Origin of the sequence: Paludisphaera sp. (genome assembly GCF_037189885.1) — a bacterium.
Lineage (GTDB): Bacteria > Planctomycetota > Planctomycetia > Isosphaerales > Isosphaeraceae > Paludisphaera.
The window spans coordinates 14,612-36,348 of the sequence record NZ_JBBCIR010000019.1 but is presented as its reverse complement, the minus strand read 5'-3'; the positions used below and the strand labels follow the sequence as shown (position 1 = coordinate 36,348).

Here is a 21,737-nt window from a genome sequence, read left to right as displayed (position 1 = left end):
CGGTCCGCGAACATACAGTGACGGTCGAAGTCGCCCCTCCAGGCCCGACGCGCCGGCTGAGGAGGCCCCGCCCCGCCCCGCCTCCCCCGCCGGGGACCGCGATCGACCCTGGTATACCCGTCTCGCGCGAGAGGGGGCAACCGGAACCTGTGTATACGGGCCGCGCCGCCCCGCGCCCGACCGCGGTTGACGAGATCCCGCGACGGGCCTACACTCGCGCCCCGAGGACGGTGAAGGGTCTGGCGGGAGGCTGGTTCCATGCGGAAAGGATTCCGCCCCATGGGCGAGAGGCAGGCTAGTTCGGCCGTCACCCGGCGGGTCGCGCTCGGCGGCGTCGCCGCGGGCCTCGCGGGGGTCTGGGGCTGCAACCCGCTCAAGGAGCAGATCCGCCCCGACAACCTGCTGGGGCGCATCGGCCGTCCGCGGGGGGAGCTGATCGAGCCCAAGAAGGTCGCCCTGAGGATGGCCGTCATCAGCCGGCCCCACCGCGACCCCGTCGTCAACGAGGCCATCTGGCGCGCCGCCGACGAGCAGGCCATCTCCCCGGAGGAACGCCGGGCGCTCCAGGCCAACGGCATCCGCCTCGGCCGCATCGTCGGCGACCTCCCGCGCGAGGTGGAGGCCCTCTTCTCCGCCGAGCCGCCCGACAAGCTGGAGCCGGTCACGTTCCTGGTCCCCGAGGGGACGCAGGAGCTGCTCTCCCTCAGCGAGGAGGTGGACCAGGCCAGCATGATCCTCAACGTCGACGGCCGCGTCACCGGCAAGGACTACGACCGCGCCCGCGGCCACTACCGCGTCACGCCCGAGCATTACGGCGGCAACGCCGTCTCCCTGCGGCTGACGCCGGAGATCCACCACGGCCGGGTCCAGCGATCGTACGAGCCGTTGCAGCAGGCCACCCCCTACGCCCCGCAGGAATTCAAGATCGCCGACGCCCAGCGGCAGGAATCCTTCCGCGACCTGACCGCCCGGCTGCTCGTCGAGCCGGGGCAGGTCATCGCCATCGGCTGCATCCCGGACCAGGAGCGGAGCCTCGGCGCCTTCCTGTTCATGGCCTCCGCCGACCACGTCGACCAGCGCACCCAGCGCGCGGTCCTGATCTGGGCCGACCGCAACCAGCTCGGCGTGATCGAGGACCGGAAGCCCGCCGCCAGCCCCGCCGACGACGTCGGCCTCACCCCGGCCGGCGACGAATTCGCCCGCTGATCGGGCCGCCGTCCCGTTGACCCGACCGCGAAGGAGCGCGACCATGGAAGGCCGGATCGGATCCGAGGACGGGCGGCGACCGCGGGCGACGGGCATCGAACCCGGGCCCGCCGGCGCGTGTCGAAGGCGATGGTTCGGCCACGCGGGGCACGTCCACGCCTCGGGGCCGAAGGGCATCTCGCTGCCCTCCATCCCCCGTCCCCGACCCTCCAGGGGAGCGCGCGCCGTGTCGTCCACCCGCCCCTCGTCGGAACCGCTCGTCACGCTCGACGGCTCGCGCGGCGAGGGCGGGGGCCAGATCCTCCGCACCGCGCTGACGCTCTCGCTGCTGACCGGTCGGCCATTCCGCGTCTCCAAGATCCGCGCCAACCGCGACAAGCCGGGCCTCCGCCCCCAGCACAAGGCCGCCGTCGACGCCGCCGCGATGCTGGGACGCGCCGAGGTCCTGGGCTGCGAGGTCGGATCGCGCGACCTGGTCTTCCGCCCCGGCCGCGTCGAGCCCCGCGACCTGACCATCGACATCGGCACCGCCGGCGCGACAGGGATGGTCCTCCAGACGCTGCACCTCCCCCTGGCCATGCGCTCCGAGACCGCCCGCCGCCTGACGCTGATCGGCGGGACGTTCAACCCCAAGGCCCCCCCCTTCCCCTTCCTGGACCGGACCTGGCGCGCCCACCTGGCGAACCTGGGCCTGCCCGTCGCCCTGGCGATGCCCGCGGCCGGCTTCTACCCCCGGGGGGGCGGCCGGCTGGAAGCCTGGATCGAGCCCGCCTCGCCGAAGCCCTGGGTGCGCACCACCCGCGGCGACCTGACGCGCGTCCGCGGCGTTGCCGGCTCGGCCAACCTCCCCGACCACGTCGCTGAACGGATGCGGGACCGCGCCCTCGCGCGGCTCGCCGACGCCGGACTGAACGTCGACGTGGACATCGAGACGGCCGCCTGGCCCAGCATCGGCCAGGGCGCGGCCATTAGCCTGGCCGCCGAGCACGCCGGGACCCCCCCCGCCACGTTCGTCGGCGTCGGCGAGCGCGGTAAGCCCGCCGAACGGGTCGCCGACGAGGCCGTCGACGAGCTGCTCGGATTCCTGGGCGTCCCCGACGCCGCCGTCGACCACCATTCGGCCGACCAGATCCTCCTCCCCCTCGCCCTGGCGGAAGGTCGCTCGATTTACACCGTCTCCGCCGTCACCGAGCACCTGCGCACCAACGCCCTCACCATCCGCGCCTTCCTCGACCGCCCCATTGAGGTCGAGGAACCCCTCGCCGAGGACCAACCCGGTCGCGTCGTCGTCGGCTGAGCCGCGGGCATTGCTGGATGGCGTTGATCAACCACGCTCTTCCCCCCTGGAGAGGGAAGACAGACCGCGAAGCGGTCAGATGAGGGGGAGCCTGCCCGCCGGGCCTCGGGGTTCGGAACCTCGGCCCGGCCGACGGCTTTGGGGGGCCCTTCCGAACCGCGACGGTGGTCTCGCTCGTCCCCCCCTCATCCGGCCCTCCGGGCCACCTTCCCCCGCAAGGGGGGAAGGACGTTATGATGGCCTCCCCGAAATGCCACGCCGCCAAATCCTTTCGAAAACATGAAACCTCGCCGAGACCTCTCGCGATCATCCCAGAGTCGGGATGCTCCTTGGAAATTCGCGAGGATCGAGGATGAGGGCCGGAAGGCTCACCATTCGCGGGCTTGCATGGACGGCCGCCGTGTCGCGCGACCCCGCCGGATCATGACGAGCCACGGGTCGCGACGGCTCGCGGGGAATCATCGCGAAACGCATTCGAAAATGACGAACAAAGCCAACTTGTTTTCGACGCAAAGCTTTGTCGCGTATCATCGTTTCGGCTGCGAGCGGGGAATCGTGGCGCGACGAACGAAGCCAACTTGTCGGCGGTCAGAGGAAGGGGCGAACGATGGGGGAATCGCGGCCGGGCGTCGGGATCGAGGAGTCCGCCGCGACCAGCCCGCCGGCCTGGGCGGCGACGCTCCGGCGCTGGTCCGACTTCCTGACGGTCGAAGTGGGCGGCGGGCCGAGGCCGTGGACGTTCGCGACGGTCATCAACTTCCAGAAGGGGGGGACGTTCCCCTTCCTGGGGGCGTTGATGGCCTGGTACGGCCAGACGTCGACGGCGGCGTGGATCTACCTGGCGATGCACGGCGGCTACGGGCTGATCTGGCTGATGAAGGATCTGGCGTTCCCCGACCCCGCATGGCGGCGTCGGATCACGATCCTGGGGGGGATCAACGTCTTCCTCGGCGTGCTGGGGTGGTACTGGGCGTTCGGCTGGCTGCTGATCTCCGGGACATCGCGGCCCGTCTATCCCCTGCCGGGACCGGCCTGGTTCTGCCTGTGCGTCAGCCTGTGCCTGGTCGGCTCCGCCGTGATGGTGGCGGCCGACGCCCAGAAGTACTTCACCCTCCGCGAGCGCAAGGGCCTCATCACCGACGGCATGTTCCGGTACGTCCGGCACCCGAACTACCTCGGCGAGATGATGATCTACGGCAGCTTCGCCCTGATGGTCTGGCACTGGCTGCCGTTCGTCGTCCTGGCCTGCGTCTGGTCGCTGGTCTTCGCGACCAACATGGCCATGAAGGAAGCCAGCCTCTCCCGCCACCCCGGCTGGCCCGAGTACCGCCGCCGGACCTGGTGGCTGCTGCCGCCGGTGTTGTGAGAGGAACCGCGTAGATCCGTTTCGGGAGCCATCCTAGCGGCCTTCCCCCCTGGTGGGGGAAGGTGGCCCGGAGGGCCGGATGAGGGGGGGCGGGCACGACGACCTTTGGAGTGTTCGATGGGCCCTCCGAGACCGTCGGCCTGGACTGGATTCCTCGAAATCCGAAGCCCCGCGGGCAAGCTCCCCCTCATCTGACCGCTTCGCGGTCTGTCTTCCCCCTCCAGGGGGGAAGGACGTCAGCCTCGCCTTCGCCGTTTGGAAGGAGACGAAGCGAATCGTCCTGGGCATCGGCCGCCCTCCCGCGGGCCCTGTCCAGGAGGGACGGCCGGTCGGCTCGGAGTTGATCGGCGAGGCGCTCGCCTTCGCGGATGTCCGCGTCGATCCGCTCGCGGTTTTCGAAGTAGTAGGCCAGCGCCGCGTACACGTCCGAGAGCGTCAGGCTGGGATGCCGATCGACGATCTCATCGGGGCTCAACCCCTGGCGCTCGTGCCAGACGGCGACGTCGGCGACGGTCACGCGATGGCCGTCGACGCGCGGCTTGCCCCCGCGGACGCCGGGCGTCGCCACGACGCGGACGCGGTCGGGCGGGGGCGCGGTCGTGATGTCCGTGATGTGCGAGGTCTTCTCCATGGGATTCATCCTAATCCCCGGTCAGTCCGGGAGCATACCCCGGATGGAGTCCAGGGTGTCGGCCTCCTCGGCGGGCTTGTCGTCGCGCCAGCGGAGGATGCGGGGGAAGCGGACGGCGATGCCGGACTTGTGGCGGGGGGAGCGTTGGATTCCTTCGAAGGCCAGCTCGAAGACCAACTCCGGCTTGACGGTGCGGACCGGCCCGAATTTCTCCACCATGTTGCGGCGGATGAAGGCGTCGACCCGCGCGATCTCGGCGTCGGTGAGGCCGGAATAGGCCTTGGCGAAGGGGACCAGCCGCCGGTCGTCGTCCCAGACGCTGAAGGTGTAGTCGGTGTAGAGGCTCGCCCGCTTGCCGCTGCCGCGCTGGGCGGCGGTGAGGACGGCGTCCACGGTGAACGGGTCGACCTTCCACTTCCACCAGTCGCCCCGCTTGCGGCCGACGTGGTACGGCGAGTCCTTCCGCTTCAGCATCAGCCCCTCGGCCTGGCGGGAGCGGGCCTCGTCGCGGGCGGCGGCCATCGCCTCCCACGAGTCGGCGACGACCGTCGGCGAGAGGACCAGCCGATCGGGCCGGCCGACGCGGGCGACGACCTCGGCCAGCCTGGCGCGGCGGGCCTCGAAGGGCTCGGCGCGGAGGTCGCGGCCACCGGCCTCCATCAGGTCATACGCGATCAGGACGACGGGGACCTCGGCCAGGATCGCCTTGCCGACGGCCTTCCGGCCGATCCGCCGCTGGAGCTGGGCGAACGGCAGCGGGACGCCGTCGCGATACGGCAGGATCTCGCCGTCGATCGCCGTCCCCTCGGGGAGCATGGCGCCGACGGTGGCGATCTCCGGGTAGCGGTCGGTCACCAGCTCCTCCCCGCGCGACCAGAGGAAGGTGTCACCCCCACGGCGGATGAGCTGCGACCGGATGCCGTCCCACTTCCACTCGGCGACCCAGTCGTCGACCGGCCCGAGCGCGGCGACATCCCCCTCCACGCCGTACGCCAGGCAGAAGGGATAGGGGCGGCTGTGGTCGGCGTCGGTCGCGTCGGCGGCGAGCAGGCGTTCGAGGAATCGCGGGCCCGGCTCCCAGTCCCCCATCAGGCGATGCGCCACGACCGCCGCGTCGACCCCCCCCACCTTCGCCAGCGCCCGGGTGACGAGCTGCTGCGAGACCCCGACGCGAAAACTCCCGCTGATGAGCTTGTTCCAGACGAACTGCTGGGGCCGGTCCATCGCCCGCCAGGCGTCGAGCATCGCGGCGCGCTGGGCCTCCTCGTCCGCCCCGCGAAGGGGGAGGAGGCGTTCCTCCACCCACTCGGCGAGCGGCCGGTCGGTGGAATGCTCGGACGGGGGGAGCAGCAGCGCGACCGTCTCGGCCACGTCCCCCACGGCGTCGTACGACTCCTGGAACAGCCAGTCCGGGACGCCCGCCTCGGCCGCCGCCCACTCGCGGATCTTCCTCGACGGGACCACCTGCCTCGGCTTGCGGCCGATCAGGAAGTACACCGCCCACGCGGCGTCGGCCGGCGGCGCCTGCTCGAAGTACCGCGTCAGCGCCTCGACCTTCTCCCCCGTCCGGGTCGTCTCGTCGAGCGCCGCGTAGAGCCGGGCGAAGTCCCTCATCCGATCGCCTCCCCGGACTCGGCGGCCTCGGCCTCGTCCGCTTCCATCGCCTCGGCCTCGGCCCCCTCCTGGGCGTCCCCCTCCCCGACGTACCGGGTGGCGAGGACCTCGGCCTCGACGCCACGCTCGCGCAGGTATCGGACCACGACCGCCGTGTAGCCGTGCGTCACCAGAACCCGGCGCGCCCCGGTGGCCTCGACGGCGCCGAGAAGCCCGGGCCAGTCGACGTGGTCGGACAGGACGAAGCCGCGATCCGCGGCCTTCCGCCGCCGCGTCCCCCGGATCGTCATCCAGCCCGAGGCGATCCCGGTGGACAGCGGCGCGAACTTGCGGGCCCACGGCGTCCCCTGCGCCGACGGCGGCGCGACGATCATCGCCCCGGCCCAGCTCTTGCCCCGCGTCGCCGCCCCGGCGTAAGACGTCGGCGGCAGGTCGACGCCCCCCTCGCGGTACGCCCGGGTCAGCTTCTCGACGGCCCCATGCGTGTAGATCGGCCCGATGGAGGGATCGAGCCCGGAGAGGAGCCGTTGCGACTTCCCCAGCGCGTACGCCAGGAGCAGGCTGGCCCGGCCGGCGTCGCGGTTGGCCCGCCACCAGGCGTTGATCTCGTCGAAGACCGACGCCTGCGACGGCCAGCGGTAGATCGGCAGGCCGAACGTCGACTCGGTGACGAACACGTCGCACCGCACCGGCTCGAACGGCGAGCAGGTGGCGTCCGGCTCCACCTTGTAGTCTCCCGAGACGACCCAGACCCGCCCCCGATGCTCCAGGCGAACCTGCGCCGAGCCCAGGATGTGGCCCGCCGGGTGGAGCGAGACCCGCACGCCGTTGACGTCGATCGGCTCGCCGTAAGGCAGGGCGTCGATGACCGCCTCCGCCCCCATGCGGACCCGTAAGACCCGCTCCCCCTCCTCCGAGCCGAGGTATCGCCCGCAGCCCCAGCAAGCATGGTCGGCGTGGGCGTGCGTCACCACGGCCCGCGGCACGGGCCGCCAGGGATCGACGTAAAAGCCCCCCGCCTCGCAATAGAGGCCCGCGTCGGTCGGCTTCAGCAGGTCGTCGGCGTTCATCGACCCATTCTAGGCGCGGGTCGACGGATGGCCAGTGCCCCGGCTCGAATCGGGAGTCGCTCTCGATCCCGGAGATTCGTCGACGACGGTCTTCCCCCCGCGCGGGGGCGGACAGACCGTGAAGCGGTCAGGCGGGGGGGACGACGAGCACGGGCGCTCTTGGAGTCCGAAGGCCCGCCCGACCGGCTCGGGAGCCCGGCGGCCGTCTCGCGTGTCCTCCCCCTCATCCGGCCCCGCGGGCCACCTTCCCCCGCGAGGGGGGAAGGGCGTCATGATGCCCGGCCCGATGGCCAGGGTGCCCGGTCGATCTCCATGATCGAGAGCGACGCCCGCTCGATTCAGGCCCGGCCGTTCGGCGCGACCCGCGCGGGGCGGCGTCGCGGGGGCCGGGGCGCCGGGACGGCCAGGCCGAAGGCATCGGCTCGGGCGCGGTCGCCGGACGCGCCCTTGCGGGGGCCGGGGAACGCGGCGCGGACCTGGGGGCGGTTGTGGTGGAGGCAGCGGCCGTAGAAGCTGTCGATCACCTGCCCCTCCTCCGGGCGGTGGAAGGCGATGACCTCGACGACCTCCTCCCACGCCAGGCAACGGACGTCGACGCGCCGGCATGTCGGCTCGAACCAGTCGCGGAACCAGTCGTCGCGCTCGCCGGCGTAGTCCTCCACCCGGCGGCGGACCTTGCGACGGATCGCGTCGGGCGCGGCGTCCCAGGCGAAGACGCCGTCATCCAGCCGGGCTTGCGGCGCGAGGATCACCAGCGCGAGATCCTCCATCGACTCCGGCCGGCGGTCGGCGCGCCGGAGGATCTCGGCCATGCAGGCGACGGTGCGGGCGGCCTGGTCGTAGTACGGGGCGTTCTTCACCCCCGTCGAGAGCCGGGCGTAGAGCTTGGCCTCGATGACGACGAGCTGGTCGGCGTCGTCCTGGAGCGCCAGGCCGGCGGTGCCGGGGTCGCCGACGGTGAAGTGGCCCAGCACGGCGTCGGCGTGCGAGCGGGCCTCGGCCAGCCGGTCGCCCCGGTAGCGCGGGAGGAACGCCGAGGGGAGCCACGGCTCGGAGAACCACCGGGCGCCCGGCCGGGGCGAGAGCGGGTAGCGGTCCCCGCCGTGCCGCTCGAACCAGTCGAGGACCAGGCGCAGCAGCCAGCCCTCGTTGAAGAGGGTCGACGGCGGGAAGACCGGTCGGCCGGTCTCGCACGCCTCCAGCATGGCCCTGATGCGCTCCGTGATCATCGCGTCGGCCCCGCCGGCCCTCCGTCGCCCTCGACTCGACCTCATCCTTCGACCCCGCCTAAACATTCTATCCGGAACCGCGACCCATGATGATCTGTATGTCCGTCGAGCAGTCGGATTTCGGCGTCGGGCACCCCCAGGGACGCCTCGCCGCGGAAAGATTTCAAGATTCCTGAAATCTCGACAGGCCCGCCGCGGACCATGCGGTTGATCGTGCCACGGTTCTTTGACATCCCGGAAGCAGTCGAGCATCGGGGGACGATCCCCGAGAGCGTCGCCCTCGCCACGATGAAAGGAGGGCGGTCGGCCCGATCTCGTCCCCTGTACCGGCGGGCTGACGGCCCGACGCTTTCTCCGCGACGGCCGCGCGAACAGACCCTCCCTTCTCCCCTCGTGGGAGAAGGTGGCCGAAGGCCGGCTGTGGGGGAAGGTCCTGGCTGTCGGTGGCGCGCCCCCTCATCCGCCCCTCCGGGGCCCCTTCTCCCACGAGGGTAGAAGGAGGGAGCGCGTCCGTGGAGCCGTCCGCGAGAAAGCGTCGGGCCACCCTCGCCCGGCGGGAGAGGGGACGCGCGTTTCACGCTCGTTGGCGAGAAAACACATACGCCAACGACGAACGAAGCCAACTTGTCCGAGGAGCAAGTCGCTGTATCGAGAAGACTTGCGTGCCAATGTCGGAAATCGCCGGCGCGCGAACGAAGCCAACTTCGGCCCGCGCGGGTCAGGGCTGCCGGACGGTCAGCGTCTGGTCGGCCTTCACGTCGTGGAGCGTGGTCTTCTCGCCGCCGGGCCAGGTGATCTCGACCCGGTCGGCGGTGGCGGAGTCGCCGAGGCCGAAGTGGAGGTCGAAGGCGTTCTGGGACTGGTGGGTGGAGCCGCTTCGGACCTCGCGAAGCTGCGTCCTGCCCCCGGCGGCGACCGTGGCGATCGCGTTGATCGCCGGGGCTCCCGCCCGGTTCAGCGGGCGGAGCTTGAGCCAACGCCCGACGCGCGGGGTGTCGTTGCGGAGGAGGAGCGGCGGGGAGTCCATCGCGGTGAGGAGCAGGTCGAGGTCGCCGTCGTCGTCGTAATCCCCCACGGCCAGCCCCCGGGCGGACGCGGCGACCTGGAAGCCGGGGCCGGCCTCGCGGGAGACGTCGACGAACCGGCCGCCGTCGTTGCGGAGCAGGAACGGGAGCTGTCGGTAGGTCTCCTTCAAATCGGCCGACTGGTCGACCTGGGGATAGATGTGGCCGTTGACGATGACGATGTCCACGTCGGCGTCGTGGTCGTAATCCAGGAAGGCGCATCCCCATTTCAGGGCGTGGTGGGTGATGGTCTTCAGCCCGGTCGGCTCGGCCACGTCCTGGAACGCCAGGTCTCCCTCGTTGCGGTAGATGGTGGCCGTGTCCTGGGCGAAGGTGGTGACGAGGACGTCCTGCCGCAGGTCTCCGTCGAAGTCGGCGGCGTCGACGCCCATGTCGGCCTGGGCCGAGCCGCGGCCGTTGACGCCGATGCCGCTCCAGGTGCCGACCTCGGTGAACGTGCCGTTCCCCTCGTTGCGGTAGAGGAAGTTGGGGTTGGAGTCGTTGGCGACGAAGACGTCGACGTCGCCGTCGCCGTCCAGGTCGGAGGCCAGCACCCCCAGGCCGTAGGACTCGGCCGTGTCGGTCATGCCGGCCTCGTCCGTGGCGTCGGTGAACGTGCCGTCGCCGTCGTTGCGGTAGAAGCGGTCCCGCCCCCCCCGGAGGCCGAACGGGCCGTCGAGGACCTTCACCATGTCGCGCCAGGTAGTCGTCCGTCGCGCGGCGAGTACATCCTCCAGCGTGCATTCGATGTAGTTGGCGACGTACAGGTCGAGGTCGCCATCGCCGTCGGCGTCGAAGAAGGCCGAGCCCGCGCCCCAGCCGGGATCGGCGACGCCGGCCTGCTCCGCCACCTCCTCGAACGTGCCGTCCCCCCGGTTGCGGTAGAGGCGGTTGGGGCCGAAGTTGGTGACGTAGAGGTCGACCAGGCCGTCGCCGTCGTAGTCGGCGGCGGAGACGCCGCAGCCCCACGAGTCGTCCCCCACGCCGGCCTTCTCCGTCACGTCCTCGAACGTGCCATCCCCCTTGTTGCGGTAAAGGGCGTTGCGACCCTTCAGCCGGACTTGCGACGGATCCTCGTCGAGCGCCCAGGCGTTGACGAGGTAGACGTCGAGCCGGCCGTCGCCGTCGAAGTCCACGAACGCGCAGCCGGTCCCCGTCGATTCCAGGATGTGGTCCTTGTCCGGCCCGCCGCTATAAAGGACGGTCGTCAGCCCCGCCGCCTCCGCGACCTCCACGAACCGCGGCGTCGGCGGCCCGGGGGGCGGTGCCGGCGCGGGGGCTTCCGCCTTCGGCGCGGGGGGCGACGCGGGCGACGGGGGCGCGGATTCCCCGCAGCCGAGGCAGGCGAGCGACGGGACCAGGAAGAAGAGGCGGCGCACGTCGCGGCTCCCTCGGGCGTGGGATTGGGATGGCGTCCGGGGCGGAAGCGGGGGGCCGCGTCCAGAAAGCATGGTCATAACGGCCTTCCCCCCTGGCGGGGGAAGGTGGCCCGGAGGGCCGGATGAGGGGGAGGACAAGCGGGTCGTGCGTCGGGATTCGCGATAACCGGTCGGGCGGGTTTCCGGATCCCGTCGGCCCTCGCGCGTGTCGTCCCCCTCACCTGACCGCTCCGCGGTCTGTCCTCCCCCGCGAGGGGGGAAGACTTTCAGAAGATTCCTGGGCCTTCCTCGGCCCGCCTCACTCCGGAGCGACGGCGGCGTCGAAGGCCTTCGTCAGCTCGGCGCCGAGGGCGGCCAGGTCGGCCTGCTCGTCGGCGCGGGCGATCCTGGCGGCGACGTCGAGGAGGGCCTTTTTCTCGCGGTTGGTCACCCAGATGTAGTCTTCCTTGGTCTCGACGTCGGTGTTGTGGGTGTGTCCGGCCTTGGCGAGGCGCTGGCGGATGGCCTGGATGGCCTTGTCCCCCTCGTTGGCGATGTTCGTGACCTCGGCCGCGGCGGCCTCGAGGTGGGCCACCCGACGCCCGGCGTCCCTGGCGGCGGCCTTCAAGTGCTCCTGAGCGCCCATCTCGTAGCCGATGAGGATGCTCCTCACCAACTGGTCCTCGGTCGCCTCGATCTCGATGATCGCCGTCGCCAGGTGCTCGTAGGTCGTCGCGGCCGCCTGGGAGGCCGACCGGTGGTCCTTGGCCTCGGCGGGCTGCTGCGAACGGGCCGCCTGGTAGCCGATGAACAGGGCGCCGACGAACGCGGCGGGGAGGAGGGATCGCATGGAGGTGGCTCCTTGGAGATGGGGGTCGCGGCCGCGGTCGGGCCGTCTGCTCCCGCTCGCCGATTTGGACGGGCCGCGTCACCACGTTGTAAGACGCGCCGGGGGCGTTGTCCAGGAGGCGGGGCCGGCGGATCGTGGGCTATCGCGGAACCCGGGCGGTGCGTTACGCTGATCCGGCGGCGCGAAGGGTCCCGGACCAGCGGACGAAGGAGTCGGCGGCGGCATGTGCGGCATCGCGGGGTTCGTCAACGGCGACGGTCGCGAGGCCGACCGCGACACGGTCGAGGCCATGACCGCCAGCCTCGCCCACCGCGGGCCCGACGGCACCGGCGCGTACGCCCGCGGGCCCGTCGCGCTGGGGCATCGACGCCTCTCCATCATCGACGTCGAGGGGGGCGCGCAGCCCCTCGCCAACGAGGACGAATCCATCTGGATCGTCTACAACGGCGAGCTGTACAACGAGCCCGACCTCAAGCCGGCCCTCCAGGCCGGGGGCCACCGCTACCGCACCCGCAGCGACACCGAGACCCTCGTCCACCTCTACGAGGAAGAAGGCGAGTCGTTCGTCGACCAGCTCAACGGCATGTTCGCCCTGGCGATCTGGGACGGCCTCCGGCGTCGTCTGATCCTGGCGCGCGACCGCATGGGGCAGAAGCCGCTCTACTACGCCGAACTCCCCGGCGGCGGCCTGGCCTTCGCCTCCGAACCCAAGGCCCTCCTCAAGCACCCCGACGTCCCCCGCGGCCTCGACCGCGACGGCCTCGCCCGCTACCTCTTCTATGAATATGTGCCCGCGCCCCATTCCATCTGGCGGGGCGTCCGCAAGCTGCCGCGGGGGCACGTCCTGACGTGGGAGGACGGCCGTGTCCGCGTCTCCCGCTTCTTCCCCAGGCCCGGCGACCCTCGCGACCCTTCCCCGCCGCCGTTCGACGAGGCCGCCGCCCGCTTCTGGGGCTCGTTCCGCGACGCCGTCGCCCGGCACCGGCGCTCCGACGTCCCCCTCGGCGTCTTCCTCTCCGGCGGGGTCGACTCGTCGAGCGTCGCCGCGGCCCTCTGCGAGATCGAGCCGGCGGCGGGCGTCCACACCTTCTCCATCGGCTTCGAGGACCCCAGCTTCGACGAGAGCGCCCACGCGCGGGCCGTCGCCGAATTCCTCGGCACGACCCACCACCAGCGGACCTTCTCCGTCGAGACCGTCATGGAGCTGCTGCCGGGCGTCGCCGGCTGGCTGGACGAGCCTTTCGGCGACGCCTCCATCTTGCCGACCCACCTCCTCAGCCGGTTCGCCCGCGAGCACGTCACGGTGGCCCTCGGTGGCGATGGCGCCGACGAACTGATGGCCGGCTACCCCACCTTCGAGGCCGAGCGCGCCGCGCGGATCTTCCGGGGCCTCCCCCGCCCGGCCCGCGCGCTCGCCGCGGCGGTCGCCGGCCGGCTGCCGGTCGACCATCGCAACTTCTCGTTCGACTTCAAGCTCAAGCAGTTCCTCCGCGGCGCCGCCGAGGCCCCCCCCCTCGCCCATCAGCGCTGGCTGGGCTCGTTCTCCGGCCCCGAGCTGGCCCGGCTGTTCGTCGACCCTCCCCCCGACGTCGAGGCCGAGCACGCCGCCCTCGCCGAGCGCCTGGCCGCCGAGATCCCCGGCGACGCGCTCGGCCGCTCGCTGGAGCTCTACCAGGAGACGTATCTCCCCGAGGACATCCTCACCAAGGTCGACCGCGCGAGCATGGCCCGAGGCCTGGAAGTCCGCGCGCCGTTCCTCGACGCCCTGCTGGTCGACGAGGTGCGCTCGCTGCCCTCGGGCTACAAGTACGGCGCGGGGACGACCAAGCGCCTGCTCAAGCGGGCCGTCGCCGATCGGCTGCCGGCCTCCATCCTGAAGCGGCCTAAAAAGGGCTTCGGCATCCCCGTCGCCCGCTGGCTCCGCGGCCCGCTCGCCCCCCTGCTCGACCGGCTGCTCGCCCCCGACCGCCTGCGGCGACAGGGCCTGTTCCGCCCCGAGGAGGTCGCCCGGCGGATCCGCGAGCATCGCGAGGGGGTCCGCGACCACCGCAAGCCGCTCTGGACGCTCCTGATGTTCCAACTCTGGCACGAGCGATGGATCGAGGGGTGATCGAAGCCCCATGAACGGAGTGTGATGCAATGGCGAGCCGCGTCGTCTTCGTCTGCCACGAAAACGGGGAAGCGTGGAGCCCCGGGATCTATCTGCACCTGGGCGGGGAGCGGGCTTTCGACCTGATCCGAGGGGCGGCCCCCCGGATGTGCATGTACGACGCGGGCTCGGCCGCGGCCCAGCTCTGCGCCTACCTGTGCGAGCAGGTGAAGGACGTCCACGGCGTCGACCTCTGGCCCCCCCCGGAGTCCGGGGCCGACGGCAAGGTCGACTGGGAGGCGTACAGCCCCGGCGACTGGGGCGTCATCGCCGTCGACGTCCTCGACGCCAGGGCCGACGGCTATGCGGGGGAGTTCGCCGGCCGGGTCGCCCTGGACCTGCCCTTCGACCAGAGTTGCCTCTGACGCATCGCCCCCGCGGCGGGCGTCGCGCCTTCGATAGCAGCAAGGGATAGGATGAGGATCCTCGTCGTCTCCGACCTCCACGGCAACCGCGCGGCCATCGAGGCCGTCCGCGAGCCGCACGACGTCTGCTTCTGCCTGGGCGACCTGGTCGACTACGGGCCCGAGCCCGCCGCCTGCATCCGATGGGCCATGGCCCACGCCGACCACGCCGTGCGCGGGAACCACGACCACGGCGTCGCCCAGGAAGTCCCCGTCGCCGGCGACGCCGGCTTCCGCTACCTCACCCGCGTCACCCGCCCCGACATGTGGGAGGCCCTCGACGCCGACGAGCGCAAGTACCTCCTGCAACTCCCCGTGACCAGGCGCGTGACGATCGGCGACGTGCGGTTCCTCCTCGTCCACGCCACGCCGCGCGACCCCCTGGACGAATATCTCCTCCGCGACGAGGCCGCCTGGACGCGACGGCTGGAAGGCGTCGACGCCGACGTCGTCTGCGTGGGGCACTCGCACATGCAGTTCAGCCTCAGGGCCGGCGGCAAGATCGTCCTCAACCCCGGCAGCGTCGGCCTCCCCCGCGACGGCGACCCCCGCGCCGCCTATGCAATCATCGAGGACGGCCGCATCGAGCTGAAGCGAGTCCCCTACCCCATCGAGGAGACCGTCGCCGCGATCGGGTCATCCCCCTGGCCCGATCGCGCCAAGGCCATGCTGACGCACGTCGTCCGCCACGGCCGCCTCCCCCAGCCGAGCAGCCTCGCCACGCCGACGGGAGCCGCGGCCGACGAGGCAGCGCTGGAGGGCGGGGCCGATCCCGACGATTAATGGAAGGCCAAGCACGGGCCGCGAACAGCCCCCCGGTGGGGTTGGGACGAGAAATCGCGCAAAAACGCCGGGGCGAAAGGTTGACGCTCGGCGAGGTCGCCTTTACACTCTTACTTTCCTGCGTGATGGGCGAGCTGGCGGGACGGACCCGCCGTCGGATCAGCCGGGTACTGGGAAGGACGGGTTTTCGGTGGCGGGAATCAGCAACGAGCGGATTCGAATCCGGATGGAGGCCTACGACCATACCATCCTGGACCAGTCGGCCAAGGACATCGTCGACACGGCGAAGCGGACCGAGGCAATCGTTCACGGGCCGATCCCCCTGCCCACGCGGATCGAGCGGTACACCGTGTTGCGTAGCCCGCACATCGACAAGAAGTCGCGGGAGCAGTTCGAGATCCGGACGCACAAGCGCCTGATCGACATCGTCCAGCCGACGAACAAGACCATCGACGCCTTGAACAAGCTGAGCCTGCCCGCCGGGGTGGACATCAAGATCAAGGCCTCGCAATCGGGCTCCTGAGCCCGATTTCGCGAGAACAAGCGACACGACCCTTGCAAGCCCCGGCGTCGGCTGTTAAAGTCGTCGCCCTGGGTATGATTGGCTTCCCGGACCGCGCACGACTGGTGCGTGTACGTCCGGACGCGTCGGACGCCTCAATCGGCCTCGCGTCGAGAGACAGCCCCGCCGCCGGGAGATAGGGATCGCCGAAAAGCCTGGCCGCGACCCCCCGCCGAAGCCCGCCCCCATCCCAGGTTGATTGGAACACGCCTCGCCGCGAGGCCCGCCGGCGCCCCGGTCCCCCGGGTCCGTCCCGGCATCGGCCGGCGGTAGCGCCGCCACCGGTTGCACACGGAGTTCGACGATGCGAGTGGGACTGCTGGGACGGAAGGTCGGGATGACCCAGATCTTCCAGGAAAACGGCACCGCCGTGCCGGTCACGGTTCTCGAATGCGGCCCCTGCACCGTCCTGCAGGTCCGCACCGACGAGGTCGACGGCTACCACGCGGTCCAGCTCGGGTTCGACGACAAGAAGCGCAAGAACGCCACCCAGGCGGAGCGCGGGCACGCCAAGAAGGTGGACGCCGAGCCCCAGCGGTACATCCGCGAGATCCGCCAGCAGGGCCCCGTCGAGGTCCAGCCCGGCGCCCGGCTGACGGTCGAGGTCTTCAACGAGATCAAGAACGTCGACGTCACCGGCACCAGCAAGGGCCGCGGCTTCTCCGGCGTCATCAAGCGTCACGGCTTCCGCGGCCTGCGTGCGACCCACGGCGTCAAGCGGATGCATCGCCATCCCGGCTCCTCCGGCCCCAGCGCCGACCCGTCGCGGACCCGCAAGGGCATCCGCAAGCCCGGCCAGTACGGCAACGTCAAGGTGACGGTGCGGAACCTCGAGATCGTCCGGGTCGACCCGGCCAACAACCTCCTGCTGCTCCGCGGCGCCGTCCCCGGCCCCAACGGCGGCTACCTGACCGTCCGTCAGACGAATAAGGCCTGAGCCGGGTTCGCGGACCCTCGGAAATGGAAGCGATCGCCATGCTGACGATTCCCGTATACAACCCCGACGGCGCCAAGGTGAGCGAGGAGCAGGTCGACCCCGCGGCGTTCGGCGTCGAGGTCAACAAGCAGCTCCTGCACGACGTCGTCCTGATGCACCTGGCCGCCCGCCGGGTCGGCACGGTCAACACCCGCGGCCGCTCGGACGTCGCCGGTTCGACGAAGAAGCTGTTCCGCCAGAAGGGGACCGGCAACGCCCGCGCCGGCTCCAAGCGGACCAACAAGCGGAAGGGCGGCGGCGTCGCATTCGCCCGCCGCAACCGCGACTACCGCTACTCGATCCCCAAGCGGGCCGTCCGGGCCGCCGTCAAAATGGCCGTGCTGTCGAAGTTCCAAGACAATCAGGTCCTGGTGCTCGACGGGCTGACGCTCGACGCCCCCAAGACCCAGGTCGTGGCCAGGGCGCTCAAGGCCATCCGGCGCCCCGACATTACCGAGGCCGAGTCGGCCGAGGTCGTCGGCGAGACCAAGGCCGCCGCCTCCCGCCGCACGCTGGAAGGGCGGACCATCCTCCTGGGGCTCCCCGCCGCCGACCAGGCCCTCTACCGCAGCGCCCGGAACATCGACGGCGTCCAGGTGGCCCCGGTCTCCGAGTTCAACACCTACGACGTGCTCAAGCAGCGTTACCTGGTCCTGACCAGGGAGGCGTTGACGGCCCTGATCGAGCGCGTCAAGACCCAGCCGGCGCGCCGCGCCGTGGAGGCCTGATCCATGGTTACTCTCCGCCGCGCCCCGGCCTACAGCCGCAAGGGCCCCACGCTCGAACCCCACCAGGTGGTCGTCCGGCCGCTGATCACCGAGAAGGCGACCCACCTCTCGGAGCGGCACAACGCCTACACCTTCGAGGTCAACCCGCTCGTCGGCAAGACCGAGATCAAGGCGGCCGTCGAGGCGCTGTTCGACGTCAAGGTCCGCGACGTCCGGACCCAGAATCGCAAGGGCAAGCTCCGTCGCGTCCGGCTCCAGCAGGGCCGCACCCGGAGCTGGAAGAAGGCGATCGTGAAGCTGCACGACGACTACCGCATCGACTTCTATTGACGACCAGGGCCGCGCCGGGCCGGACAGGATGGGGCGCGGCGGGCCCGGGGCCCGCCCCCCGGGACCGATCACCGAGACGACACGGGGCGACGCCCAGAGCCGGGGCGCCCGCGGAGAGATGAAGCGATGGGCATCCGCTACTACAAGCCGACCAGTCCGGGCCGCCGCAACGCGTCGGTCAGCGACTTCTCGGAGCTGACGGACAAGAACAAGAAGCCGGAGAAGTCGCTCACCGAGCCGCTGAAGAAGACCGGCGGGCGGAACAACCAGGGCTTCATCACCGTCCGCCACCGCGGCGGCGGCCACAAGCGGATGTACCGGGTCATCGACTTCCGGCGCAACGACCGCGACGGCCAGGTCGCGCAGGTGACGCACATCGAGTACGACCCGAATCGCTCGGCCCGCATCGCCCTGATCGTCTACCCCGACGGCCAGAAGCGGTACATCGTGGCCCCCGAGGGGCTCAAGGCCGGCATGAGCGTCAACTCGGGCCCGGAAGCCGAGCCGAAGGTCGGCAACTGCATCCCGCTGAGCCGCATCCCCACCGGGATGTCGATCCACAACATCGAGATGCAGCCCGGCGGCGGGGCCAAGCTCTGCCGGTCGGCCGGCGTCTCCGCCACGCTCACCGCCCGCGAGGGGAACTGGGCCCAGATCACCCTGCCCTCGGGCGAGGTTCGGCGAATCCCGTCGGCCTGCCGCGCGACGATTGGGACGGTCGGCAACGCCGATCACATGAACATCCGCCTGGGCAAGGCGGGCCGCCGCCGGTGGCTGGGCCGCCGGCCGCACGTCCGCGGCATGGCGATGAACCCGGTCGACCACCCGATGGGGGGCGGCGAGGGCCGGTCGAAGGGCCACACCCCGCAGTCGCCGACCGGCGTGCTGGCGAAGGGGGGCAAGACCCGCCGCCGCCGCAAGCCCTCGAACAAGGCGATCATCCGCCGCCGGACCAGCGTCCGCTACGGCCAGCTGAAGATCTGACCACGCCGCCGCACCGCCCCCTGGACACCGTATCCCGAAGGAAGCCGAAGCAATGGGACGTTCGCTCAAGAAAGGCCCGTACGTCGTCGAGCGGCTGCTGGAGAAGGCCGCCAAGGTCGACGCCACCGGCAGCCGCGAGCCGATCAAGACGTGGGCCCGGTCCTGCACCATCGTGCCCGAGTTCATCGGCAAGAACTTCGCGATCCACAACGGCAAGAACTTCATCAAGCTGTACGTGACCGAGGACATGGTCGGCCACAAGCTGGGGGAGTTCGCCCCCACGCGGACCTTCCGCAGCCACGGCGGCAAGGCGGCGAAGGGCTCCCGCAAGTGAGCCGCGGCGGCGGGCCCCCAGGCGGGCCGGCCCCGCCGCCCGACCCCAGGACGCTCGAAGGACGAGACGGACGGGGCCCCCGACGGGGCCCCGGCGGAATTCAAAAGAGACCCCGGTCATGAGCACCACCGCCGAATACACGGCCAGCCACCGCTTCGCCCGCATCTCGGCGCGGAAGGTCCGGCCCCTGCTGGACCTGATCCGCGGCAAGTACGCCGACGACGCGCTGGACATCCTGAAGTACATGCCCCACCGCGGGGCCCGGCTGGTCGAGCGGGTGCTCCGCAGCGCCATGGCCAACGCCGAGGACCAGGGCGTCCGCCACGTCGGCGACCTGGTGATCGTGGACGCCCGCGGCGACGGCGGGCCGATGTTCAAGCGGCTCATGCCGCGGGCCCGGGGCATGGCCTACCTGGTCCGCCGGCGCAGCAGCCACATCGCGATCGGGCTCGAAGACTACTCGAAGCTCGAGGCCTGACGCCCGCGACCCCCGGCCCGGACGCCGCGGGGGCGGGGGGACCAGACGCACGAGGACGACCGATGCAGATTCAACAAGCCGGGGGACGCTGAGCGATGGGACAGAAGGTGCGGCCGACCGGGTTCCGCGTGGGGGTGATGGAGGACTGGCGGAGCCGCTGGTACGCCTCCAAGCACGAGTTCAGCGACCTGCTGGTCGAGGACTTCAAGATCCGGAAGTTCATCAAGGGGAAGTACGGCTTCGCCGGCATCCCCAAGATCGAGATCGAGCGCACGCGCGACGCCGTGACCGTCCTGCTGTCGACGGCCCGGCCTGGCGTGGTGATCGGCCGCAAGGGCGCCGAGGTCGAGCGTCTCCAGGAGGAGCTGCAGAACCTGACCGGGCGGCGGATCGAAATCAAGATCGTCGAGGTCGGCCGGCCGGAGATCGACGCCCAGCTCATCAGCGAGGACATCGCCGAGCAGCTCCAGAAGCGGTCCAGCTTCCGGCGCACGATGAAGCGGGCCCTCGAGCAGACGATGGACGGCGGCGCGAAGGGCGTCAAGATTCAGCTCTCGGGCCGCCTGGGCGGGGCCGAGATGTCGCGGACGGAGGCGGCGGCGCAGGGGTCGGTGCCCCTCAGCACGCTGCGGGCGAAGGTCGATTACGGGTTCGCCGAGGCGAAGACGGCGCAGGGCCACATCGGCGTCAAGGTGTGGGTCAACCAGGGCGACTATTTGAAGATGGAGGCTGGCGATGGCGCTGATGCCCAAGCGGGTCAAGTATCGAAAAAGCCAAAAAGGCCGCGTAAAAGGTAACGCCACCCGCGGCAACTACGTCTCGTTCGGCGAGTACGGTCTGCAGGCCCTGGAGCCGGGGCGGATCAGCGCCCAGACGATCGAGGCGGGCCGCGTGGTCGGCAGCCAGGCCGTCCGGGGCGGCGGGAAGCTCTACATCCGGATCTTCCCCCACAAGAGCGTGACCGCGATCCCGGCCGAGACCCGGATGGGCAAGGGCAAGGGCGAGGTCGAGTTCTGGGCGGCCGTGGTCAAGCCGGGGACCATCCTCTACGAGATCGGCGGCCTCACCGAGGACGCGGCCCGCGCCGCGTTCAACCGCGTCGCCCACAAGATGCCCGTCAACTGCCGCTTCGTGACCCGCCGGCCGACCGTCTGAGCCGGCGGCCGGCGACGACATCGGGACGGAGGCCCGCCGCGGGCCGAGACGACCGAGAAGGACGAGAAGGACCCATGAGCAAGGCCTCCGAACTCCGCGACCAGTCCGACGAGCAGCTCGAGCTGCACCTGAAGGACTTGCAGAAGAACCTGTTCCGGCTGCGGCTGCAGAGCGAGACCGAGCGGCTCGAGGCGCCCAGCGAGATCATCAAGGCCAAGCGGGAGATCGCCCGGACCAAGACGATCCTCCGCGAGCGTCAAATCCAGCGCGAGCGGGCCGCCGCCTCGGCCCCGGCCGCCTCCTGAACAACGGGGTAGCGTCGGCGACCGGCGCGGCCCCAGCACCCCAGGGAATCGAAGCACGCACGATGAGCCAGCCCAGCCCCGCCAACGCGAAGCCCGCGCCGGCCCGCAGCCCCCGCAAGACCGAGGTCGGCGTGGTGGCCTCCGACAAGATGAGCAAGACCCGCCGGGTCGTCGTGGAGCGGCTGGTCCCCCACGAAAAGTACGGCAAGTTGATGAAGCGGCGGACCGTCTGCCACACCCACGACGAGGGGGACGAGTCCCACGTCGGGGACGTGGTGGAGATCATGGAGACCCGGCCGCTCTCGAAGCTCAAGCGTTGGCGGCTGGTGCGCATCATCCGCAAGGGCGCCCAGCAGGCGCTCGCCGGCGAGGGCGAGGCCCCGGCCGCCCCTTCCGCCGAGTGACGGCCCCCCCTGAGCGACGAAAGGCTCGCGTACCATGATCCAGATGCAGACCCGGCTCGACGTGGCCGACAATTCCGGCGCCAAGGAAGTGATGTGCATCAAGGTCCTCGGCGGCAGCGCCTCGCACTACAAGCGGCGCGTCGCGGGCCTCGGGGACATCATCATCGCCAGCGTCAAGAAGGCCTCGCCGGGCGGCGACGTGAAGGCGGGAGACGTGGTCCGCTGCGTCATCGTCCGGACGCGGAACCAGGCCCGCCGGGGCGACGGCAGCTACGTGAAGTTCGACCGCAACGCGGTCGTGCTGATCGACAACGAGAAGAGCCCGCGCGGCACCCGCATCTTCGGTGCGATCGCCCGCGAGCTGCGCGACCGCCAGTTCATGAAGATCATCAGCCTGGCCTCCGAGGTCGTCTGAACTCCCTCGGCCCTGGCCCGAACGCCGGCGGGGCGTCCCGCCTCC

General features: G+C 71.0%; 24 protein-coding genes. 18 read left to right on the top strand and 6 right to left on the bottom strand.

All coding sequences use genetic code 11. From position 1 onward, the window contains the following. Positions 1-258 precede the first annotated feature (258 nt). From WG209_RS07910 to WG209_RS07900, 3 genes are all read left to right on the top strand, one after another. On the top strand, positions 259-1,206 hold the full coding sequence (locus WG209_RS07910) for a hypothetical protein (RefSeq protein WP_337174484.1): 948 nt from the start codon (positions 259-261) through the stop codon (positions 1,204-1,206). Between the two features lie 226 nt (positions 1,207-1,432). Further along, positions 1,433-2,503, top strand: coding sequence for an RNA 3'-terminal phosphate cyclase (gene rtcA / locus WG209_RS07905; RefSeq protein WP_337174483.1), 1,071 nt, complete (start codon positions 1,433-1,435; stop codon positions 2,501-2,503). A gap of 607 nt (positions 2,504-3,110) precedes the next feature. Further along, entirely contained in the window at positions 3,111-3,869 is a 759-nt protein-coding gene (locus WG209_RS07900) for a DUF1295 domain-containing protein (RefSeq protein ID WP_337174482.1), read from the top strand. Between the two features lie 187 nt (positions 3,870-4,056). Here the strand turns inward: WG209_RS07900 and WG209_RS07895 are convergent, their stop codons facing one another. The 6 genes from WG209_RS07895 to WG209_RS07870 form a co-directional block, all read right to left on the bottom strand. Beyond that, entirely contained in the window at positions 4,057-4,500 is a 444-nt protein-coding gene (locus tag WG209_RS07895) for a DUF433 domain-containing protein (protein WP_337174481.1), read from the bottom strand. Between the two features lie 21 nt (positions 4,501-4,521). Beyond that, positions 4,522-6,114: an ATP-dependent DNA ligase gene (locus WG209_RS07890; protein ID WP_337174480.1), complete on the bottom strand. Its 1,593-nt coding sequence runs from the start codon at positions 6,112-6,114 to the stop codon at positions 4,522-4,524. Beyond that, a complete protein-coding gene (locus WG209_RS07885) occupies positions 6,111-7,184 on the bottom strand; it encodes a ligase-associated DNA damage response exonuclease (protein ID WP_337174479.1) in 1,074 nt (357 codons plus the stop codon). The genes WG209_RS07890 and WG209_RS07885 overlap by 4 nt, the downstream gene beginning before the upstream one ends. A gap of 338 nt (positions 7,185-7,522) precedes the next feature. Continuing rightward, positions 7,523-8,413: a hypothetical protein gene (locus WG209_RS07880; protein ID WP_337174478.1), complete on the bottom strand. Its 891-nt coding sequence runs from the start codon at positions 8,411-8,413 to the stop codon at positions 7,523-7,525. Between the two features lie 718 nt (positions 8,414-9,131). Then, on the bottom strand, positions 9,132-10,856 hold the full coding sequence (locus tag WG209_RS07875; protein ID WP_337174477.1) for a CRTAC1 family protein: 1,725 nt from the start codon (positions 10,854-10,856) through the stop codon (positions 9,132-9,134). 298 nt (positions 10,857-11,154) lie between these two features. Continuing rightward, positions 11,155-11,685 (bottom strand): hypothetical protein, encoded by a 531-nt coding sequence (locus WG209_RS07870; RefSeq protein WP_337174476.1) that lies wholly within the window; start codon positions 11,683-11,685, stop codon positions 11,155-11,157. A 223-nt stretch (positions 11,686-11,908) separates the two neighbouring features. On the opposite strand from WG209_RS07870, the gene asnB reads away from it, so the two are divergent. The 15 genes from asnB (at position 11,909) to rplN (ending at position 21,692) form a co-directional block, all read left to right on the top strand. Further along, complete coding sequence (gene asnB, locus WG209_RS07865; protein WP_337174475.1) at positions 11,909-13,795, top strand: asparagine synthase (glutamine-hydrolyzing); 1,887 nt, start codon at positions 11,909-11,911, stop codon at positions 13,793-13,795. A 29-nt stretch (positions 13,796-13,824) separates the two neighbouring features. Then, the gene (locus tag WG209_RS07860) at positions 13,825-14,199 is read left to right on the top strand and encodes a hypothetical protein (protein WP_337174474.1); all 375 of its coding nucleotides are present in this window, start codon (positions 13,825-13,827) and stop codon (positions 14,197-14,199) included. Positions 14,200-14,250: 51 nt separating this feature from the next. Continuing rightward, a complete protein-coding gene (locus tag WG209_RS07855) occupies positions 14,251-15,021 on the top strand; it encodes a metallophosphoesterase family protein (RefSeq protein WP_337174473.1) in 771 nt (256 codons plus the stop codon). A gap of 199 nt (positions 15,022-15,220) precedes the next feature. Further along, a complete protein-coding gene (gene rpsJ / locus WG209_RS07850; protein ID WP_337174516.1) occupies positions 15,221-15,544 on the top strand; it encodes a 30S ribosomal protein S10 in 324 nt (107 codons plus the stop codon). A gap of 343 nt (positions 15,545-15,887) precedes the next feature. Beyond that, positions 15,888-16,520, top strand: a complete 633-nt coding sequence (gene rplC, locus WG209_RS07845; protein ID WP_337174472.1) for a 50S ribosomal protein L3 — start codon at positions 15,888-15,890, stop codon at positions 16,518-16,520. A gap of 38 nt (positions 16,521-16,558) precedes the next feature. Next, positions 16,559-17,287 (top strand): 50S ribosomal protein L4, encoded by a 729-nt coding sequence (gene rplD, locus WG209_RS07840; protein ID WP_337174471.1) that lies wholly within the window; start codon positions 16,559-16,561, stop codon positions 17,285-17,287. A 3-nt stretch (positions 17,288-17,290) separates the two neighbouring features. Beyond that, positions 17,291-17,617, top strand: a complete 327-nt coding sequence (gene rplW, locus WG209_RS07835) for a 50S ribosomal protein L23 (RefSeq protein ID WP_337174470.1) — start codon at positions 17,291-17,293, stop codon at positions 17,615-17,617. Between the two features lie 126 nt (positions 17,618-17,743). After that, positions 17,744-18,601, top strand: coding sequence for a 50S ribosomal protein L2 (gene rplB, locus WG209_RS07830; RefSeq protein ID WP_337174469.1), 858 nt, complete (start codon positions 17,744-17,746; stop codon positions 18,599-18,601). Positions 18,602-18,653: 52 nt separating this feature from the next. Further along, on the top strand, positions 18,654-18,935 hold the full coding sequence (gene rpsS, locus WG209_RS07825) for a 30S ribosomal protein S19 (protein ID WP_337174468.1): 282 nt from the start codon (positions 18,654-18,656) through the stop codon (positions 18,933-18,935). Between the two features lie 118 nt (positions 18,936-19,053). Further along, entirely contained in the window at positions 19,054-19,413 is a 360-nt protein-coding gene (gene rplV / locus WG209_RS07820) for a 50S ribosomal protein L22 (RefSeq protein ID WP_337174467.1), read from the top strand. Positions 19,414-19,508: 95 nt separating this feature from the next. Continuing rightward, on the top strand, positions 19,509-20,210 hold the full coding sequence (rpsC, locus tag WG209_RS07815; RefSeq protein WP_337174466.1) for a 30S ribosomal protein S3: 702 nt from the start codon (positions 19,509-19,511) through the stop codon (positions 20,208-20,210). Further along, the gene (rplP, locus tag WG209_RS07810) at positions 20,149-20,568 is read left to right on the top strand and encodes a 50S ribosomal protein L16 (protein WP_337174465.1); all 420 of its coding nucleotides are present in this window, start codon (positions 20,149-20,151) and stop codon (positions 20,566-20,568) included. Before rpsC ends, rplP begins: the two co-directional genes overlap by 62 nt. A gap of 74 nt (positions 20,569-20,642) precedes the next feature. Continuing rightward, positions 20,643-20,873, top strand: coding sequence for a 50S ribosomal protein L29 (rpmC, locus tag WG209_RS07805; RefSeq protein WP_337174464.1), 231 nt, complete (start codon positions 20,643-20,645; stop codon positions 20,871-20,873). Positions 20,874-20,935: 62 nt separating this feature from the next. Further along, positions 20,936-21,277: a 30S ribosomal protein S17 gene (gene rpsQ / locus WG209_RS07800; RefSeq protein WP_337174463.1), complete on the top strand. Its 342-nt coding sequence runs from the start codon at positions 20,936-20,938 to the stop codon at positions 21,275-21,277. 34 nt (positions 21,278-21,311) lie between these two features. Further along, complete coding sequence (gene rplN / locus WG209_RS07795) at positions 21,312-21,692, top strand: 50S ribosomal protein L14 (RefSeq protein WP_337174462.1); 381 nt, start codon at positions 21,312-21,314, stop codon at positions 21,690-21,692. Positions 21,693-21,737: the final 45 nt, after the last annotated feature.

Excerpts from the sequence above, each read along its gene's own strand:
- rplV (WP_337174467.1), top strand. The coding sequence starts at position 19,054 with ATGAGCACCACCGCCGAATACACGGCCAGCCACCGCTTCGCCCGCATC.
- WG209_RS07900 (WP_337174482.1), top strand. The coding sequence starts at position 3,111 with ATGGGGGAATCGCGGCCGGGCGTCGGGATCGAGGAGTCCGCCGCGACC.
- rplN (WP_337174462.1), top strand. The coding sequence starts at position 21,312 with ATGATCCAGATGCAGACCCGGCTCGACGTGGCCGACAATTCCGGCGCC.
- rpsQ (WP_337174463.1), top strand. The coding sequence starts at position 20,936 with ATGAGCCAGCCCAGCCCCGCCAACGCGAAGCCCGCGCCGGCCCGCAGC.
- WG209_RS07885 (WP_337174479.1), bottom strand. The coding sequence starts at position 7,184 with ATGAACGCCGACGACCTGCTGAAGCCGACCGACGCGGGCCTCTATTGC.
- WG209_RS07895 (WP_337174481.1), bottom strand. The coding sequence starts at position 4,500 with ATGGAGAAGACCTCGCACATCACGGACATCACGACCGCGCCCCCGCCC.
- WG209_RS07870 (WP_337174476.1), bottom strand. The coding sequence starts at position 11,685 with ATGCGATCCCTCCTCCCCGCCGCGTTCGTCGGCGCCCTGTTCATCGGC.
- rplD (WP_337174471.1), top strand. The coding sequence starts at position 16,559 with ATGCTGACGATTCCCGTATACAACCCCGACGGCGCCAAGGTGAGCGAG.
- WG209_RS07890 (WP_337174480.1), bottom strand. The coding sequence starts at position 6,114 with ATGAGGGACTTCGCCCGGCTCTACGCGGCGCTCGACGAGACGACCCGG.
- asnB (WP_337174475.1), top strand. The coding sequence starts at position 11,909 with ATGTGCGGCATCGCGGGGTTCGTCAACGGCGACGGTCGCGAGGCCGAC.
- rplB (WP_337174469.1), top strand. The coding sequence starts at position 17,744 with ATGGGCATCCGCTACTACAAGCCGACCAGTCCGGGCCGCCGCAACGCG.
- rplC (WP_337174472.1), top strand. The coding sequence starts at position 15,888 with ATGCGAGTGGGACTGCTGGGACGGAAGGTCGGGATGACCCAGATCTTC.
- rpsC (WP_337174466.1), top strand. The coding sequence starts at position 19,509 with ATGGGACAGAAGGTGCGGCCGACCGGGTTCCGCGTGGGGGTGATGGAG.
- WG209_RS07855 (WP_337174473.1), top strand. The coding sequence starts at position 14,251 with ATGAGGATCCTCGTCGTCTCCGACCTCCACGGCAACCGCGCGGCCATC.
- rpmC (WP_337174464.1), top strand. The coding sequence starts at position 20,643 with ATGAGCAAGGCCTCCGAACTCCGCGACCAGTCCGACGAGCAGCTCGAG.
- WG209_RS07880 (WP_337174478.1), bottom strand. The coding sequence starts at position 8,413 with ATGATCACGGAGCGCATCAGGGCCATGCTGGAGGCGTGCGAGACCGGC.
- rplP (WP_337174465.1), top strand. The coding sequence starts at position 20,149 with ATGGCGCTGATGCCCAAGCGGGTCAAGTATCGAAAAAGCCAAAAAGGC.
- rpsS (WP_337174468.1), top strand. The coding sequence starts at position 18,654 with ATGGGACGTTCGCTCAAGAAAGGCCCGTACGTCGTCGAGCGGCTGCTG.
- WG209_RS07910 (WP_337174484.1), top strand. The coding sequence starts at position 259 with ATGCGGAAAGGATTCCGCCCCATGGGCGAGAGGCAGGCTAGTTCGGCC.
- rplW (WP_337174470.1), top strand. The coding sequence starts at position 17,291 with ATGGTTACTCTCCGCCGCGCCCCGGCCTACAGCCGCAAGGGCCCCACG.
- WG209_RS07860 (WP_337174474.1), top strand. The coding sequence starts at position 13,825 with ATGGCGAGCCGCGTCGTCTTCGTCTGCCACGAAAACGGGGAAGCGTGG.